The organism is Hymenobacter sp. IS2118 (assembly GCF_000715495.1).
Taxonomy (GTDB): domain Bacteria; phylum Bacteroidota; class Bacteroidia; order Cytophagales; family Hymenobacteraceae; genus Hymenobacter.
In genome coordinates this window covers 14,113-29,555 of sequence record NZ_JNLX01000157.1, presented here as the reverse complement: position 1 = coordinate 29,555, position 15,443 = coordinate 14,113, and the positions used below count along the sequence as shown (strand labels likewise).

Genomic DNA, 15,443 nt, shown 5'->3' with positions numbered 1-15,443 from the left:
AAGAGTCAGACCGGTAGCCGAGTATTTAATTGCGTAACGATGCGCCCAATTGGGTAACGAAGTGCCGAACGCATTGTTCAGGATTATCTGCCCCATTCGCGCTAAATCCCATGTTTAAAACCGACAAAACGCCCAAGCAGTACACGCCCGGCGAAGCCCTGCAAAAAATTGCCGCTTTCTGCGCCTACCAGGAGCGCACCCAAAAAGAGGTGGAGCAAAAGCTACGCTCCTACGGCCTGGACGAGGACGATGCCGGCGAAATCATCATTCGCCTGAGCCGGGAAAAGCTGCTCGACGAAGAGCGGTTTGCTCAGGCTTTTGTGCGCGGGCACTATCGCCAAAAGAAGTGGGGCCGTCGCCGCATTTTGCAAGAGCTCAAGTACAAAGGGCTCAGCGAGTACTGCATCAAATCCGGCATGAAGGAGATTGACGGCGAGGAATATTACCAAAACCTCGTGGAAGTGATGGAGAAGAAGGACCGCCAGGAAAAGGAAAAGAACCCGCGCGTGCGCCGCATGAAAATATCCCAGTACCTCACCGGCAAGGGCTACGAGCAGGACCTGATAAAAATGGCCTTGGACGACCTGGGCAAAGAGCTAGAGGACGACGAGTAGCGTGCCTTCTCAAGTATTTCAACCTAAATAATCAACAGGTGATTTTAAGGTAGTAGACTTGTTCCTAAAGAAGTACAAATCAGAGAAAGAGAGGTCATGCTGAGCTTGTCGAAGCATCTCTACCGCACAACTAATCTAATTGATTCAACGAAGCGGTAGAGATGCTTCGACAAGCTCAGCATGACTACCGACCTTATGATTTTTAGCTCTAATGCATTGATAATAAATCGAAAAGCTAACGGCTAGTAGCTGAGAGCTAACGGCTAATTACCTACTGCTTGGGGCCGGCTTTCGGCAATTGCATTTGCTGGCCCAGGATGACGCGGCGGCCGGTGAGGGTGCGCAGCATGGGCACGAGAATCTGCTCGGCATTGCGCTGGGTGGCGGCCAGAATGCCGGACTGGAGCGCGGCGTTGCGCACCTGTGCTTCGGCGTACTTGTAGCCCTCGTCCACCAGCTCGGCATCCTGAAAAAAGCCGTTTTCAGTGCTGAAAACCCGGCTCTGGTTGTGGTTTACCTGGAAGCTGCACAGCTCGGGCGCGGGCAAGGACACGCGCACGATGGAATCACCTTCCAGCACCACGTCCTGCGGCTTTAGCTTGCGCAAATCGATGCAGCCCACGGCCTCGCCCGCCACCACCAGCGCCACTTTCGACTCGGGCAGAAACCGGTAGGTGCGGCGCTTGTACTCCACCACGTCTTTGAAGCGGTAGCGCACCAGCTCCAGCCGGCCCAGGGCTTCCACCTGCGTCAGTACCGTGTTGTGGGTCACGGTCACCTGCGGGCGGGTGTCGGCCAGCGTGCCCAGGTCGCCGAGCGCGGGGCTCACTTTGCGCCACAGAAACCAGCCCAGCCCCACTAAAAACAACAACGGAAGCAGACGGCGAAACAGACGGACAAGGTTCATAGGCTCTACAATACGGCGGCGGCGGCGCGGTGTTCGGCGGCGCGGGCAGCTAGCTTTGCGGTTGATGCGCGTGGTTCTCTTTTTTCGTTCGCTGGGCCGGCGTCTGTGGCCGCAGCACCGGGCCGGGCTGGTTGGCCTGTGGGTGCTGGTGCAGCTCTGGTACCTGTGGCAGTTTCGGGGCCCGCACTTCGCCAACGACAGCGCCCGTTACCTCGAATACGCCGCCAACATTGCCGAGCGCAGCTACTTCGAGCCCGGCCACAACCTGCGCTACGTGCTCTACCCGCTGTTCCAGAGCCTGTGGCTGCGGCTGGGGCTGGGGTGGTGGGGCATTGTGGCGGGCCAGATGGCGGTTTCGGCTCTGGCCACGCGGGCCATTTACCGCGGTACCCGCCGGCTGGCGCTGGGCCATCGTGCGGCCGCAGCTGGGGCTACGCTGCTCTTTATCGCCTGGCCCGACATTCAGCGGTTCAACGTTTTTCTGCTCACCGAGTCGCTGTTTATCAGCTTGGTGGCGCTCTCGTTCGGGGCCTTCACCCGCGTGCGTCACGGCCGCCGCCAGGATTGGGCCCTGCTGCTGCTGGCCCTGCTACTCACGGCGCTGGTCCGGCCCAACGGCTTCCTGGTGGGGCTGGCAGCGGGGCTGGCCGGGCTGGATGTGCTGCGGCGCCGGCGCGACCCACGGCCCTGGCGCGCCGCGCTGCTGCTGCTGGTGCTGCTGTCGCCCGCGCTCTGGCAGGCGCTCAACCACCAGCTCGCCACCTACTACCTCATGGATACTTACGAGCGGGGCGAGCTGATTTTTCGTTACCAGCTCTGGGCCGTGCACCAAACCGAGCCGCTGCATATGCCGCCGCCCGGCACCGGCCCGGCCGCGCGCGTGCTCTATTTCGCCTTCCACAACCCAATCTATCTGGGCCGGCTGATGCTGGGCAAGCTTTTCGTTTTCCTTAGCTACCTCAAGCCGCATTATTCGCTGGCGCATCGGGTGGTGGGCGTGGCCGTGTTGTGGCCAGCCTATTGGCTGGCGGCGCGGGCCACCGGGCGCCCGGCCATCTGGCGCCCGGCGCGGGTGTTTCTGGCCGCCATCGTTCTGCTCCAAACGGCCATCATCATGCTCACCGTCGATGACTGGGACGTGCGGTTTCTGGCACCGGTCCTACCAGTAATTTTCGTACTGGCTTCGTTGGAAGTGGCTCGCCTGGCCAAGAAGCTGGTTAAGCAGTAGCAGTAACCTATCCAACTGGTCATGCTGAGCGCAGCCGAAGCATCTCGCTCGCTTCGTCGAAAGGTGCGGCCGAAGCGAGCGAGATGCTTCGGCTGCGCTCAGCATGACAGGACAACTCAAACGGTTTCTAACCCTGCTACTCAACGCCCAAACCGCTCGTGCCAACCCGCCCAGGCTTGCAGCCCCCCAGTGTGAATGGCCACCACGGTACTGCCGCGCCGGAAGTAGCCTTGCGCTATCAAATCGAGCACGCCAAACAGCAGCTTACCAGTATAAATCGGGTCGAGAAGCACGCCATGCCGCGCCTCAAACTGCTGAATAAACGCCAGCAGTGGAGCCGAGTATTTCGCGTAGCCGCCAAAATGATAGTCGGTTTGCAGCGAATAATCGGCGACCGTCCGGCCTTGGGCCTGCTGCGTCAGCGCGTCGATTTCGGCGCGCAGGAAGGCGCCATTTTTCAGGGCGGCCACGCCCACGGCCTGCTCCTGCCCGGCCAGGCCGGTAAGCAGGCCAGCCAGCGTGCCGCCCGTGCCCACGGCCACCGCCACGGCATCGAACGCGGTGCGCGCGCGCAGCTCGGTCAGCAGCTCGGCGCAGCCGAGCAGAGCCAGGGCGTTGGTGCCACCTTCGGGCAGCACGTAGGCCGGGCCGAACCGGGCCAGCTGCCCGGCAATGAAGTCGGGGTCGGCGCGGCGGCGGTAGGCGGTGCGGTCAAGGTAGTGCACGGCCATGCCATCGGCGGCGGCCTGGGTTAGCGTGGGGTTGAGCGCGAGTGCGTCGTCGCCCCGTATCAGCCCGATGGTTTTGAAGCCGAACAGCCGGCCGGCCGTGGCCACGGCGGCAACGTGGTTGGAGTACGCGCCGCCAAACGTGAGCAACGTATGGTGGCCCTGCTGCCGGGCGGCGGCCAGGTTGAATTTGAGCTTGCGGGCCTTGTTGCCGGGCAGGTCCGGATGCGCCAGGTCATCGCGCCACAGCAGCAGGCGCACGCCCTGCTCTGCGGCGGCAGGCTCGTTCAATTCCTGCAAAAAATCAGCGACCACCGGCATACTTAGAGCGGTTTCCAGGTTGGTGTACAGTTTTTGAGAAAATTAAAAATAGGACTTACGCAGTCAGCCGCTGGCGCGCGTCTCCGCCGCGGTGCCTACTGGCTTGGCATTTCCAAACGCCGCCGTTCTCACCATCTGGCCTCATTGGCCCTGCGCATCACAGACGCGAAACCAGTAGGCAACGCGTCGGAGACGCGCGCCAGCAATTGAGCAGGGCGCGCCGGGTTAGGCTACGGCCACCACCGGCGCATCCAGTTCCGGCTTGCGGCGCACGGCGTACACGCCCGCGCCCACCAGCACCAGCAGCAGGGCAATGCTGGCAGCCAGCGAAACCCCGTTGCCCAAAGCATACGCCTTGGGCTCAAACCGGAACTCGATGGCGTGCGAGCCGGCGGGCACCGGCAGCGCGCGCAGCACGTAGTTAGCCCGGATGTGCGGTACCGGCTTGCCATCGATAAAGGCCTGCCAGCCATCGGCATAGTAGATTTCCGAGAACACGACCAGGCCAGGCTGGGGCGAGGTGTAGCTGTACTTCAGCTCGTCGGGCGTGTAGCCGGCCAGCCGGATAGTGGCGCCGGTTACGTCGTAGCTGGCGGCCTTTTGGTCAGCAAACTTGCTGACATCCACCACGGCTTCGGTGGCGGGGTTGAGCGTGCTGAGGGCCGCCATTTCCTCGTCGGGGCTGCTCACGGTTTTCACCTCGCGCACAAACCAGGCATTGCCCAGGGCGCCGGGGTTGCGCTGCACCGGCTGCTTGGGGTCGCCAGTGATGATGTAGCGCGTGTTCAGCATGTTGAGCACCTGCTGGTTGTTGGTGGAAATCTGGCGTTCGATGAGGTCCTGGTAGCGGCGCAGCTTGGCGCCGTGGTAGCCGCCGATGCTCTTGTGGAAGTACGATGTCTGCGCTTCGTTGAACGGGTTCTGCACGTTGAGCACGCGGTAGCTTAGGTCGGGGTCGCGCAGAATAAGCTGGTCGGCGGGCGAAGGCTGGAAGGTTTGGGCAATGGTTTCGCTCTGGAATTTATCGTTGCCGAGGTAACGCTTGTCCACGCCCCACAAATCAACCAGCACCAAAAACACCATGAGCGCAGCCGCGGGCATCCTATTCAGGCGGCCCTTGAGGTAGAAATAGAGCACCCCCAGCGCCGCCCCGATAAAGAGCAGGCCGCGCCACACGTCGCCGCGCAGCAGGTCGGCCCGGTCGGCGCGCAGGGCCCCGAGCAGCTCCGGCGTGAAGCCCTGCTTGGTCAGCTCCCCGTCAATAGGCGCCGAAAAATCGAAGCTGAAGCTGGCCAGCCACGCCAGCACGCAAATACCGGCCGCGATGGCGCCCGCATACAATACTTTGGGCAGCAGCGCCGTGGCATCGGCCGAGAGGGGGGCTTTGGCAGCACCGACGGCTTTGGCTAGGGCGGGGTGCTGCTGGGCATCGGTCGGGTCCAAAGGCACCACTACGCGCGGACGCAGCACGCGGCTCAGGGCCAGCGCACCCAGAATGGGCATGGCCAACTGCGCAATAACCAGCGCCATGCTCACCGCCCGGAACTTGTTGTAGCCGGGTAATAAGTCAAAAATCAGGTAGTTGAACGTCTCGAAGTTCTTGCCCCAGGCCAGCAGAATGGACAGCACCGTGCCGGCCAGCAGCCAGTAGCGCGTCCGCTTATCCACCACAAACAGGCCCAGAACAAACAGAAAGCAAACCACCGCGCCCATGTAAACCGGGCCGGCGGTGTAGCTCTGCTGACCCCAGTAGGTGGGCATGCCGGCCAGATATTCCTGCGGCAGGCCCGCCTTGGCGAGGTTAGAATCGGTGCCGAGCGGCATGGAGCTGGCCCCGCCGTAGAAGTTGGGAATGAGCAGCGTGATGGTTTCGCCCACGCCGTAGCTGTACTGGAAGGCGTAGTCGCGGTCCACGCCCGTGCTCTCGTCGGCGGCGCTGGCGGCGGGGGCCTGACCAGGTCCCGGGGTCGTTAGCTCGGTGCGGCCCCGGTTGCTGTACTTGCTATATTCGAGGGTGGTGTAGAGGCGGCCGAAGCTGACGCCCACGGCCAGCGCGGCGCCCAGCCCCAGCAGTGCCGTGCGCTGCAAAAACGCGGGCAGCCGCCCGGCGCGAATGGCCGCCACCAGTTCGATGATGCCAAAAATGGCCAGCAGCAGCAGCAGGTAATACGTAATCTGGAGGTGATTGGCGCGCACGTTGAGGGTGAGGCCCACGGCAAACAGCGCGGCTCCCAGCCACTTATCGCGGCGGTAGGCCACCAGCACGCCGGCCAGCACCAGCGGCGCGTAGGCCAGGGCAATGCTCTTGGTGTTGTGCCCGGCGGCCAGAATGGCTATGTTGTAGCTCGAAAAGCCCAGCGCCACGGCGCCCGCCACGGCCACCAGTGGCCGCACGCCTATCGCCACCAGCAAAATATAGCCGCAGAGCAGCGCCAGAAACAGGTTGGCCACCACGGCGGGCAGGCCCAGCGTCATGATACTTTGCAGGTACCCCGACCAGTCGCCCGGAAAGTGCAGGCTGATGAGGTAAGTGGGCATGCCCGAAAACATGGAATTCGTCCACAGCGCTTCCCGGCCCATGGCTTTGGCATACTCCTGCGCCTCGTGAGCGCCGCCCTGAAACTGGGTGATATCGTGCTGCGTCAGGCTTTTGCCCTCGAACATGATGGGCGAGAAATACAGACCCGCCAGCACCACGAAAAACAGAACCGCCAGCGCGTGCGGCAAAGCCCGCTGCCACCACGGCGCGGACGAAACAGGAGAAGCAGAAGTAACAGCAGCCATCAGGGCAATTTTGGAGGAACATAAAAACGTGCCCGAAGGTACAGTCGCGCAGGGCTACGCGAAGCAAAAAGAAAGCCTCGCCAGAATGTGAGTACAATCCTTAGCGAGACTTAATTTCTACTTCGCGCAACCTTGCGCGCTATTTTATCTCCTCAAAGTCAACGTATTCGCCGCCTTTAAAGCCCGATGGCTTCTCCGCTTCGGGCGCAACCGGAGGCACGTAGTCTACCCGAACTTCGCCGGGCACGGGCGGCGGGCCGGGCTGCGACTGCGGGGGCACCACAAAGCCGCCGTTGCGCATTTGCTTGCGCACAAACCCCGCCAACACCAGCCGCAGCACGATGGGCAGCAGGTAGCGCAATGCAAAAATTACCAGAATCAAGATGAGCCAGAAACGCATAGTTATAGAACGGTAAATGCCGCCGCAAGGTACAAACCACTCCCACTGCCGCTCAAAAACCGCGCCCGCCCACGCCGGGCAAAACTTTTCCGGGAGGGCGGTTGCGCGGCGTCCGGCGCGGTGCCTATCTTTGCAGTCCGTTCCGAAAGCGTCGGCGGGAAAACAAGCCTCTTTAGCTCAGCTGGTAGAGCAGCTCATTCGTAATGAGCAGGTCGTTGGTTCGAGTCCAATAAGAGGCTCTTTAGCAAAACCCGAAAACATCCTTCCTGCTTGGCAGGAGCATGTTTTCGGGTTTTTGCGTTTCGGGGCCTTCGCATCTAATGAGCCTGTTCCATGTTAAGCGCGCAGTACGTTTGCTGTAACTCCTTGTTGGTAAGCACAAAACCTGGCTGCCATTGACTCAGCAGCTAACCGAAAAGGCCAACGGGTGTTATACCCCCACCACAACCACGAATAGACAGCACCGACACCCGCCTTTGTTTCGTGCCCACCCAAGTCAATGCCCCACAGGCTTCCCTGCATGACGTTCGCCGCCGACTCTCCCTCTTCACCGCCGTCCCCGGTCATCATCATTGGAGCCGGGCTGTCTGGGCTGGTGGCAGCCCAGCGGCTGCAGGCCGCCGGCCGGGCGGTGTTGGTGCTGGAAGCCCGTGCTCGAGTGGGCGGGCGCACAATGGCCGTGCCCGCTGTGCCCGGCCGCCCCGCAGCCGAGCTACTGGACCTGGGCGCAACCTGGGGCTGGACCCACCACCCTTACCTGACGCAGGTATTGGAAGAATTGAAAATTCGGCCGTTTACGCAGTTCAGCGCCGGTGCTACGGCTTACGAAACGCCACACGGCGTGCACCGGCTGCCGCAGCCGGCGGGCTCGGCGGGCTACCTGCGCCTGGGCGGTGGGGCCGCCGTGCTCTGCCGTACCCTGGCCGACGAATTATCGCCGGATACGCTACAGCTGGCTACCCGCGTGACCCGGCTGCGCCGCTTGCCGGAGGGCGACATCGAAGTGACGGCCGTGCACGGCGGCCTTCCCCGCACCTACCGCGCACCGGCCGTGATAGTGGCCATGCCCCCGCGGCTGGTAGCCCACAGTATGGCGTTTGAGCCCGACCTGTCGGCGGCGCTGCAACACACCATGCAAACCGTACCCACCTGGATGAGCCACGCCATGAAAGCGGTGCTGGTATACGAGCAGCCTTTTTGGCGCACCCAGGGCTGGTCGGGCTTCGGTGTGAGCCAGACCGGACCGCTGGTGGAGCTGCACGATGCGTCGCCGCAGAGTGCGGCAGTGGGGGCGTTGTTCGGGTTCTTTGCCACCCCGCACCCGCTGCGGGCAGCGGGCCGGGCCGAGCGGCAGGCCGCAGTGGTGGCGCAGCTGGAGCGGCTGTTTGGCCCGGCCGCCGGCGCCCCACTGGCTTACCACGAGTTGGACTGGTCCCTTGAACCGTTTACCAGCACCCCCGGCGACGAGCAGCCGCCCCTGGCCGTACCCCTGCAGGGCCCCGCGCTACTGCGCCAGCCCCAGTGGGCCGGCACCTTGCACTGGGCCGGCGCCGAAACCTCCGTCAGCGAATGGGGCCGGCTTGATGGGGCCGTGGAATCGGGCCGGTGGGCGGCCGCACAACTCCTGCAATTGCTGCCCGATGCCGTGGCTGCCAATTAAGCGTCGCGGCTCCTGTTTGCCGATTGGCGCCCAACAAAAAGGTCCCGCATCAGTGATGCGGGACCTTTTTTATAACGTGTGCGGCAGCGCCTTACTTCACGTTCAGGAGTACGCCCAGGTAGGCGAGGCGGCCAATCTGCGGGCCGCCGATGATTTGCACGTTGTTCGCATCGAAGGCATTAGAGATGCCGGCCTGGAACGTGGTGGCCAGCTTGGGCACCGTGTAACCGAGGTAGGCATCGGTGGTGCTGTACGTACGAATCTGACCGTTAGCGAAGGGTAATTCCTGCTTGTGGCCTTCCACCCAGCGGTAGTTAACCGAATAGGTGAGGTTGCTCAGCACGGTACCGCTGGCAATCAGGTTGTACTTGTGCTTGGGCGTATTGAAGAACGTGAGGAAGCCGTCCGGCAGGTTGCTGCGGTCCAGGAGGTTGAAGGAGTAGTTGCCGCCAATGTTCAGGGCCTTGCTCATGTAGTAAGTGAGGCCGAACGTGGCGCCTTGGGTACGCACTTCCTGACTGTTGTTGCTGGCCGTGTAGATGATGCGGGCCGGCGAAGCATTCGGATTGGTGAAGCCCGAGGCCAGGCCGGCGTTTACCTGCTGAAAGGTGGGGCGGGTGCCGTCCACATTGCCCACAAAGGCAGTGCCGCCGATGAAGTCGTTGTAGCGGCTGCGGAAGTAGCTGGCATCTACATACACGTTGGGAATGATGGCGCCCTTGTAGCCAATTTCAGCCGTGCTCACCCGCTCCAGCTTCAGCTTGTCAATCGACAGCTCAAAATCGGCGAGCGGGGCGCCCGGCGTGTAGGGCTGGCCCTGGGAGTTGGTGAAGTTGTAGCCCTGGAAGCCCGCGCCCACGTTGCCGAGTAGAATGAAGTTACCCACGTCGGAGCGCAGGAACTGGTCGGGCTGCGTGGGGCTGCGGAACGCCTGGCTGAAGCTGCCCCGGAAGTTATGCTGCATGTTTTTGCCCAGCGAGTATACGGCCGCCACGCGGGGCGAGAACGACGGGTCAAAGTTCTTGAAGTTGTCCAGGCGACCGGCCAGGGCCAGTTTCAGCCGGTCGTTGAGCAGGGCTTGGGTCAATTGGCCGTAAGCCCCGTACTCGTAGTTGGTGAGGCGCTCGCCGTCGGTATCGGCAAACAGCTTGCCGCCCGAACCCAGGCGGTACTCGCGGTAGGCGCCGCCCACAATCAGGTTGGTTCCCGCCTCGCCCAGCTTGAAGCTGTACTGGCTGCTGATGTCGTTGAGGAAGGAATTGAAGTTCTGTTGGGCGCCCCGGCCGGGCTGGTCGTCGTTGGCAATGTTATCGCGCAGCGTGGTGAAGCGCGGGTCGGACGACGACAACTGGGTGCTGTTGGCGACGTTTTGGGCAAAGGCCTGCGCCTCGGCCATGCTCAGGCTGCCGCCCGGCCGGCCCGGATTGCGGGCCGCGCTGTACGCGCTGTTGTACGCTACCACGTACTGCTGGAAGTAGCTGCCCGTGTTGCCGGCTTCCGATGCCGGCGACAGGCCTATGAGCCGGCTCAGCTGCGACAGCTCGTAGGAGCTGCCCGTGAAATCCTCCGTCGAATACACCCGGACAAAGCCTTTTGCGTTCTTGAGCTCGGCCCGATACTGATTGGTGCCCAGGTCTTTGATACGGAAACGACTCAGGTTCTGGTAGGTTGCCGTGCCCACGCCCCGCTTGGCCTCCACGGTCAGTTTCAGGTCGTCCTTCAAGAGGTACGACACGGCGCCCTGCACGCGGTAAGACTGCGTTTTTTCGTCGCCTTTAATCAATTCCTGCTCCGTGAAGCCGGGCAGGTACACCGTTTTGCCGTAAAGTTCGGGGTCCACCGTGAAACCCGGCTGGTTCTGGAAGGGCGAGTACAGGTTGCTCAGCTCGCCGTAGCGGTTCACGGCATCGTAGCCCAGCGTCGAGCCGGCCGGGTTCACTGAGCCCGAATTGGCTTCGAAGTTGTTGGCAACCCAGTCGGTGGCCCGGAAGCCACTGGCGTTCACCTTAAAAGCAAACCGCTCGCCCACCTTTTTGGCGTAGCGCAGCTGGCCGTCGAGCAGGCTGCGCTCGCCGCCGCGCAGGCGCACGCTCAGGCCGTCGTACACAAAGGCGTCTTTGGAGTTGAACAGCACCACCCCGCTCAGGGCGTTGGAGCCGTAGAGGGCCGAGGCCGGGCCGTGAATGATTTCAATGCTCTCCATGTCCAGCTCGGGAATGCCCACCAGGTTGCCGGGGCTCAGGTTGAGCGAAGGCAAAGCCGTGTCCATGTAGTCCACGAGCTGAATTACCCGTTCCGATTTGGCCGTGTTGAAGCCGCGGGTACTGATGCTGGTGAAGAGCATGGAGGCCGAGTTCACGTCCACGCCGGGGAGCATGCCCAGGCCGGCCAGCACTTCGGGCGTGCTCATGCGCTCGAGCTGGCGCCCCGATATTTTGTCGATGGTAACAGGGGCCCGCAGAATGTTTTCCTCGATGCGCGAGGCCGATACTACCGTTTCGTTCAGCAGCGTGGCGCTGGGCAGCAGCTGCACAATGAGCGCCGTGGGCTGCGTGAGCTGTAGCACCTGGGTTTCGTAGCCCACATAAGACACCACCAGCTCCACCGTACCCTCGGTAAAGGAAGGATTCAGGCTGAACTCGCCCAGCTGGTTGGTGGCAGTACCCACGTAGGTACCCCGAATAAAAACGGTGGCACCGGGCAGCGTTTCGCCTTCCTTGGTTTGCACAATACCTCGAATCGAGTTTTCTGCAGGGTCAGTAGCTAGATGCAGCGTCCGGCGTTTAGCTTCCAAGCGCCGAGCCGTATTCTTCTTAGCAGTCGGTTTTTGGGGGTTGTCAGCAGTAGCTGGGATGGCATTAGCCGGATAAACGTGCAGCAATGTTGCAAGCATTGCCGAATAAACGTGTTGCATTGGAGTAATCAGAAATAAAACATTTACAAGAAGACCTCAAAGCTACTATTTCAGCCTGCGATTCCTTTTGTGTTTTCTTCCAATGGTACTTATTACTGGTTAAATTGACCGAAAAGCCCGGTCAATAGTTTAAGCCGAAACCGTTCTCAAGGCAGCAGCCTAAAAGCAGAATAACTGAATAATCAACTTATTTCCCACTTTCTACTCATTGTCATTTATGGCCCCAATTCGCGCAACCGGCCCGGTTTCAACCTTCCCTTACACCATTTTGGCAGCGACTGCAGCACGTTCCACGGGTGCTACAACTTTACCCCATGACAGCGCGAAACAACCGTTCCACATAATGATGCCGCAACCCATCTTCGACGTATAGCTAGTGTGCTCACGGGTCGCACACTGGCGGCCAGAGCAACTGGCCCACTGATAAGGCTGCGGAAGAAATTACGCTTCGGCAGCGGCTGCGACGGCGTTGAATGACGCCACCACGCCCACGGCCTCCGCCAGAAACTCCGGCTCGGCTTCAATGTGGTTGCCGACCACCACCACGTCGGCCCCGGCCGCGAGGGCGGCGCGCACTTTAGCTTGGGTATTGAGCCCGCCCCCCACGATAAGGGGCGTGCTCACCGTTTCCCGCACGGCCGCAATCATGGCGGCCGACACTGGGTTTTGGGCGCCGCTGCCCCCATCGAGGTACATTAGCTGCAAGCCCAGCTGCTCGCCGGCCAGGGCCGTGCAGGCCGCAATGCCGGGCTTATCGTGCGGCAGCGGCACGGTGCCGCTCATGTACGAAGCCGTGGTGGCCCGTCCCGAATCGACCAGCATGTAGCCGGTGGACAATAATTGCAGGCCGCTGGCCCGCAGGCGCGGCGCGGCCACAACATGCTGGCCAATCAGAAAATCGGGGTTGCGGCCCGAAATCAGCGACAGCAGTAGCACGCCATCGGCAGGCCCGTCGAGGTGCAGGCTGTGGCTGGGAAATAGCAGCACGGGCACTGTAGAGTGCACCTTTATTAACGCAATAAGGGCAGCCTGATGCGAACTAAGCACCAGGCTGCCCCCCACGAAAAAGTAATCGACCGGATGCGCCTGAGCCAGGCGCAGCAGGGTTAACAAGCTGGTTTCGTTTAAATTATCTGGGTCAAGCAGCACGGCCAGCGCTTTGCGGCCTTGTTGCTGCCGCGCCCGGAGCGTGTCATATAGCAGAAGTGTGGGTGGACGCATCCAGGAAGTCGGGAGAAGCGGGCGAAACGACGGGCGCAAACCCGGTTTCAGCGGGGGCGACGGCCGGGGAATCCGAAAGGTCGGGATTTTTGTCGGCCGGGAAAAACTCACTCACTTTTTTTGTCACTAGCGCCAGCACTACGGCAGCCGCTTGGGCTACGATAATCTTGCCCGTATCCGACTTCAAAAAGCTCTGCAAAACCTGTCCCACGAAGCTGGGGCGGGCAGTGGCAGCGGGTTCCGGCATCTCATCGAACCCGTCAAAATCGTGCGAGGTGGGCAGGCGACGGCTGTCATCGTAGGGCAAATCCTTGAACGGGTCGTCCTCAAAGTGTTCGGGGTTGAAGGCCGAGGGCACCAGGGCCGGGCTAGCGGCGGCCAGGGGCATCTGCGGTGCGGCCGTGGAGCCGAATCCCAGGTCGTCGGACTCGGAATCCTGCGCGGCGCGGCGCTCCCGGTCCTCATTGTCCATAAATGCCTGCGCGGAATTGGCAGCAGACTTGTGGAAAGGGACGCTTTTGTAACGCTTGCCATTGCCAGCAGTATAGTACTCGGCACCGAAACCGTTGTCGTTTTCGAACTGCTCGTCCGCGTTGTCGTCTCCGGCTTCCCGGTCCTTGCTGCTCTCGTAGGCCTCGCTCACGTTGCGCTTCTTTTTCTTCTTTTTACCGGAGCCAAAGGCTTTGGTAATCAGCCAGACGCCGCCAGCCAGCCCGGCCCCAACCAGGGCCACTTTGCCAAAAACCACCGACTTTTCTTTGATGTCATCGACATCGCCGCGCAGTGCCCGCTCGTACTCGAGCTTTTTGCGTTCCAAAAATTCTTTTTCCTCGTCGAACAGGGGGTTATGCAGGTCACTCATGGCAGGCTAGGCTTGGCGTTTGTCAGATTTATAGATGGTATCCTTGAGGGCTTTGTTGGCTAGGCCCTGGAAAGCGGCTTTATCAACGCCTACCAGCACCAGTATGAGCAGCAGCAGGTAGAAGCCAGCTACGATACCAAAGCCCCAGAAAGAACTTTCAAGAACCGAATTAAGGGCTAGTCCCGCAAACACGCTGAGAAAGATGACGAACATCAGGGCCAGAATTCCGAGGGCGGCCCCGTGAATGGTGCTCACCATAATGCCCGATACCTTTTGCTGAAGCTCCAGGCGCACCAAGTCGATGCGGGTGTCGAGGTAGCCGGTCAGGTTGCCAATCAGGCTGTCGTTACGGGGTGTTTTGGAAGTATCGTCGTCGAGAATCATGCGGCGCGAAATAGTGTGTCAAGAAGAAAAGAGGAATTATTTTCAGCCCGGAAGCTGCCCGAAAACAGCAGTGGACTGAGCCGGTTCTACGGAAAATATTAAGGTGTGGCTGACTTTTGTGCGGTCCTTTATGTTTGGTGCCCAGCGTGAGTCAAAATCATTATCAAGTCCTCGGAGTCGCTGCCACTGCCCCGGCCGCCGAAATAAAGCGGGCCTACCGGCAGCTGGTGGTGCGCTACCACCCCGATAAGCACGGCGGCGACGTGCGCTACGAAGAGCAGTTCAAGGCTGTGGCCGTGGCCTACCGCGTGCTGGGCGACCCCGGCCGCCGCGCCACCTACGATTTCCAGCTCACCCAGGCTGCCCGCCGCACCGAGGAAGTGCGGCGCCAGCAGCAACAGCGCCCCGCCACCCAGCATGTGTACGGCGTGCCCATGCCGCCGCCCGCGCCCCTGCGCACGCGCCCACCCGCCAACAGCCGGGAGCGGCATTACCAAACCATTCCGCGCCAGCGCGCCGGGTTCAACCGCCGCGACTGGACGCTAACGCTGTTGTTTCTGGCGGGCATCGTACTGTTTGCGCTGGCCGTGAAGGTGACCATGGACCGCGTGACGGCCAGCAGCAACTACGAGGACGGGCTGCGCGCGTACGGACAGCGGCAGCTGGCGGCGGCCTACAGCTTCATGGACGAGAGCCTGCACTTCCGGCCCGACTACGCGCCCGCCCTCCGCCGCCGCGCCGAGCTGGAGCTGCTCGTGAACCGGGACCCGCGGGCCGCCCGCGCCGATTTTCAGGCGGCCCTGCTCCAGCCCCAGCCCCGCCCCATTGCCGCCGACCTGCTGTACCGCCTGGCCCGCTGCGAAACCGACCTGGGCCTGCCCGCCGCCGCCGAACTCAGCTTCAACCGCGCCCTGGCCCTGGACAGTAGCCTGAGCGCCGCCTACCTCGCCCGGGGCCAGGCCCGCCTGCTCGACCTCGACCAACCCGAAAAAGGACTGGCCGACATTGAGTACGGCCTGGCCCAGCGCCGCCGGGCCAACCAGGCCACGCCCTGGCACTACGTGCAGGTGCGCGGACTGGCCCTCACCGCCCTGGGCCGCTACGACAGCGCCCGCACGGCATATTTCCGAGTGCTGCAAGCCCGGCCGCGCGACGGGCGCACGCATTTTCTGCTGGGCCGGCTGGCCGCCCACGGCAACGACACGGCTTCGGCCTGCGAATTCTACCGCCGCGCCCTGCTGCTGGGCTACGAGTACGCCCGCACGGCGGAGGGAAAGTGCCGGTAGCAGGCAAGCAGCCAACTCCCCTCCTTACCAAGGAGGGGATGTTTCAGCGCAGCTGAAACGGGGGTGGTGCCACCGGAGGGTGGCGTTGCCCAGCGCCTGCAAGGCGTTGAAAAACCTCAGAACCCCCCAAACGC

The 15,443-nt window shown here is 62.0% G+C and carries 12 protein-coding genes and 1 tRNA gene; 5 read left to right on the top strand and 8 right to left on the bottom strand.

What is annotated here, in order from left to right; all coding sequences use genetic code 11:
- Nucleotides 1-110: 110 nt before the first annotated feature.
- Nucleotides 111-614 (top strand): regulatory protein RecX, encoded by a 504-nt coding sequence (locus tag GM79_RS16130; RefSeq protein ID WP_035565857.1) that lies wholly within the window; start codon nucleotides 111-113, stop codon nucleotides 612-614.
- A gap of 271 nt (nucleotides 615-885) precedes the next feature.
- Here the strand turns inward: GM79_RS16130 and GM79_RS16125 are convergent, their stop codons facing one another.
- Nucleotides 886-1,521, bottom strand: coding sequence for a DUF4230 domain-containing protein (locus GM79_RS16125; RefSeq protein ID WP_035565854.1), 636 nt, complete (start codon nucleotides 1,519-1,521; stop codon nucleotides 886-888).
- A 64-nt stretch (nucleotides 1,522-1,585) separates the two neighbouring features.
- Here GM79_RS16125 and GM79_RS16120 point away from each other — a divergent pair, with 64 nt between their 5' ends.
- Nucleotides 1,586-2,749, top strand: a complete 1,164-nt coding sequence (locus tag GM79_RS16120) for a hypothetical protein (protein WP_035565852.1) — start codon at nucleotides 1,586-1,588, stop codon at nucleotides 2,747-2,749.
- 140 nt (nucleotides 2,750-2,889) lie between these two features.
- On the opposite strand, the gene GM79_RS16115 is transcribed toward GM79_RS16120, so the two are convergent.
- The 3 genes from GM79_RS16115 to GM79_RS16105 all read right to left on the bottom strand — a co-directional run bounded on the left by GM79_RS16115 (nucleotide 2,890) and on the right by GM79_RS16105 (nucleotide 6,982).
- Nucleotides 2,890-3,768, bottom strand: a complete 879-nt coding sequence (locus GM79_RS16115; protein ID WP_235184089.1) for a 1-aminocyclopropane-1-carboxylate deaminase/D-cysteine desulfhydrase — start codon at nucleotides 3,766-3,768, stop codon at nucleotides 2,890-2,892.
- A 255-nt stretch (nucleotides 3,769-4,023) separates the two neighbouring features.
- Nucleotides 4,024-6,582, bottom strand: coding sequence for a YfhO family protein (locus GM79_RS16110; RefSeq protein WP_051718974.1), 2,559 nt, complete (start codon nucleotides 6,580-6,582; stop codon nucleotides 4,024-4,026).
- Between the two features lie 139 nt (nucleotides 6,583-6,721).
- On the bottom strand, nucleotides 6,722-6,982 hold the full coding sequence (locus GM79_RS16105; protein ID WP_035565845.1) for a hypothetical protein: 261 nt from the start codon (nucleotides 6,980-6,982) through the stop codon (nucleotides 6,722-6,724).
- A gap of 166 nt (nucleotides 6,983-7,148) precedes the next feature.
- Between GM79_RS16105 and GM79_RS16100 the strand changes: the two genes are divergently transcribed.
- Both GM79_RS16100 and GM79_RS16095 read left to right on the top strand, forming a co-directional pair.
- Nucleotides 7,149-7,221: transfer RNA gene (locus GM79_RS16100), tRNA-Thr, on the top strand.
- 281 nt (nucleotides 7,222-7,502) lie between these two features.
- Complete coding sequence (locus tag GM79_RS16095) at nucleotides 7,503-8,642, top strand: flavin monoamine oxidase family protein (RefSeq protein ID WP_051718973.1); 1,140 nt, start codon at nucleotides 7,503-7,505, stop codon at nucleotides 8,640-8,642.
- A 91-nt stretch (nucleotides 8,643-8,733) separates the two neighbouring features.
- Here GM79_RS16095 and GM79_RS16090 read toward each other — a convergent pair whose 3' ends face one another.
- From GM79_RS16090 to GM79_RS16075, 4 genes are all read right to left on the bottom strand, one after another.
- Nucleotides 8,734-11,535, bottom strand: a complete 2,802-nt coding sequence (locus GM79_RS16090; protein ID WP_262489462.1) for a TonB-dependent receptor — start codon at nucleotides 11,533-11,535, stop codon at nucleotides 8,734-8,736.
- A gap of 462 nt (nucleotides 11,536-11,997) precedes the next feature.
- A complete protein-coding gene (locus tag GM79_RS16085; protein WP_035565840.1) occupies nucleotides 11,998-12,777 on the bottom strand; it encodes a geranylgeranylglyceryl/heptaprenylglyceryl phosphate synthase in 780 nt (259 codons plus the stop codon).
- The gene (locus tag GM79_RS23255; RefSeq protein ID WP_051718972.1) at nucleotides 12,749-13,639 is read right to left on the bottom strand and encodes a hypothetical protein; all 891 of its coding nucleotides are present in this window, start codon (nucleotides 13,637-13,639) and stop codon (nucleotides 12,749-12,751) included. Before GM79_RS23255 ends, GM79_RS16085 begins: the two co-directional genes overlap by 29 nt.
- 6 nt (nucleotides 13,640-13,645) lie before the next feature.
- The gene (locus tag GM79_RS16075) at nucleotides 13,646-14,023 is read right to left on the bottom strand and encodes a phage holin family protein (RefSeq protein WP_035565838.1); all 378 of its coding nucleotides are present in this window, start codon (nucleotides 14,021-14,023) and stop codon (nucleotides 13,646-13,648) included.
- A 146-nt stretch (nucleotides 14,024-14,169) separates the two neighbouring features.
- Between GM79_RS16075 and GM79_RS23250 the strand changes: the two genes are divergently transcribed.
- Nucleotides 14,170-15,309: a J domain-containing protein gene (locus GM79_RS23250; RefSeq protein ID WP_161787200.1), complete on the top strand. Its 1,140-nt coding sequence runs from the start codon at nucleotides 14,170-14,172 to the stop codon at nucleotides 15,307-15,309.
- The last annotated feature ends 134 nt before the right edge of the window (nucleotides 15,310-15,443 follow it).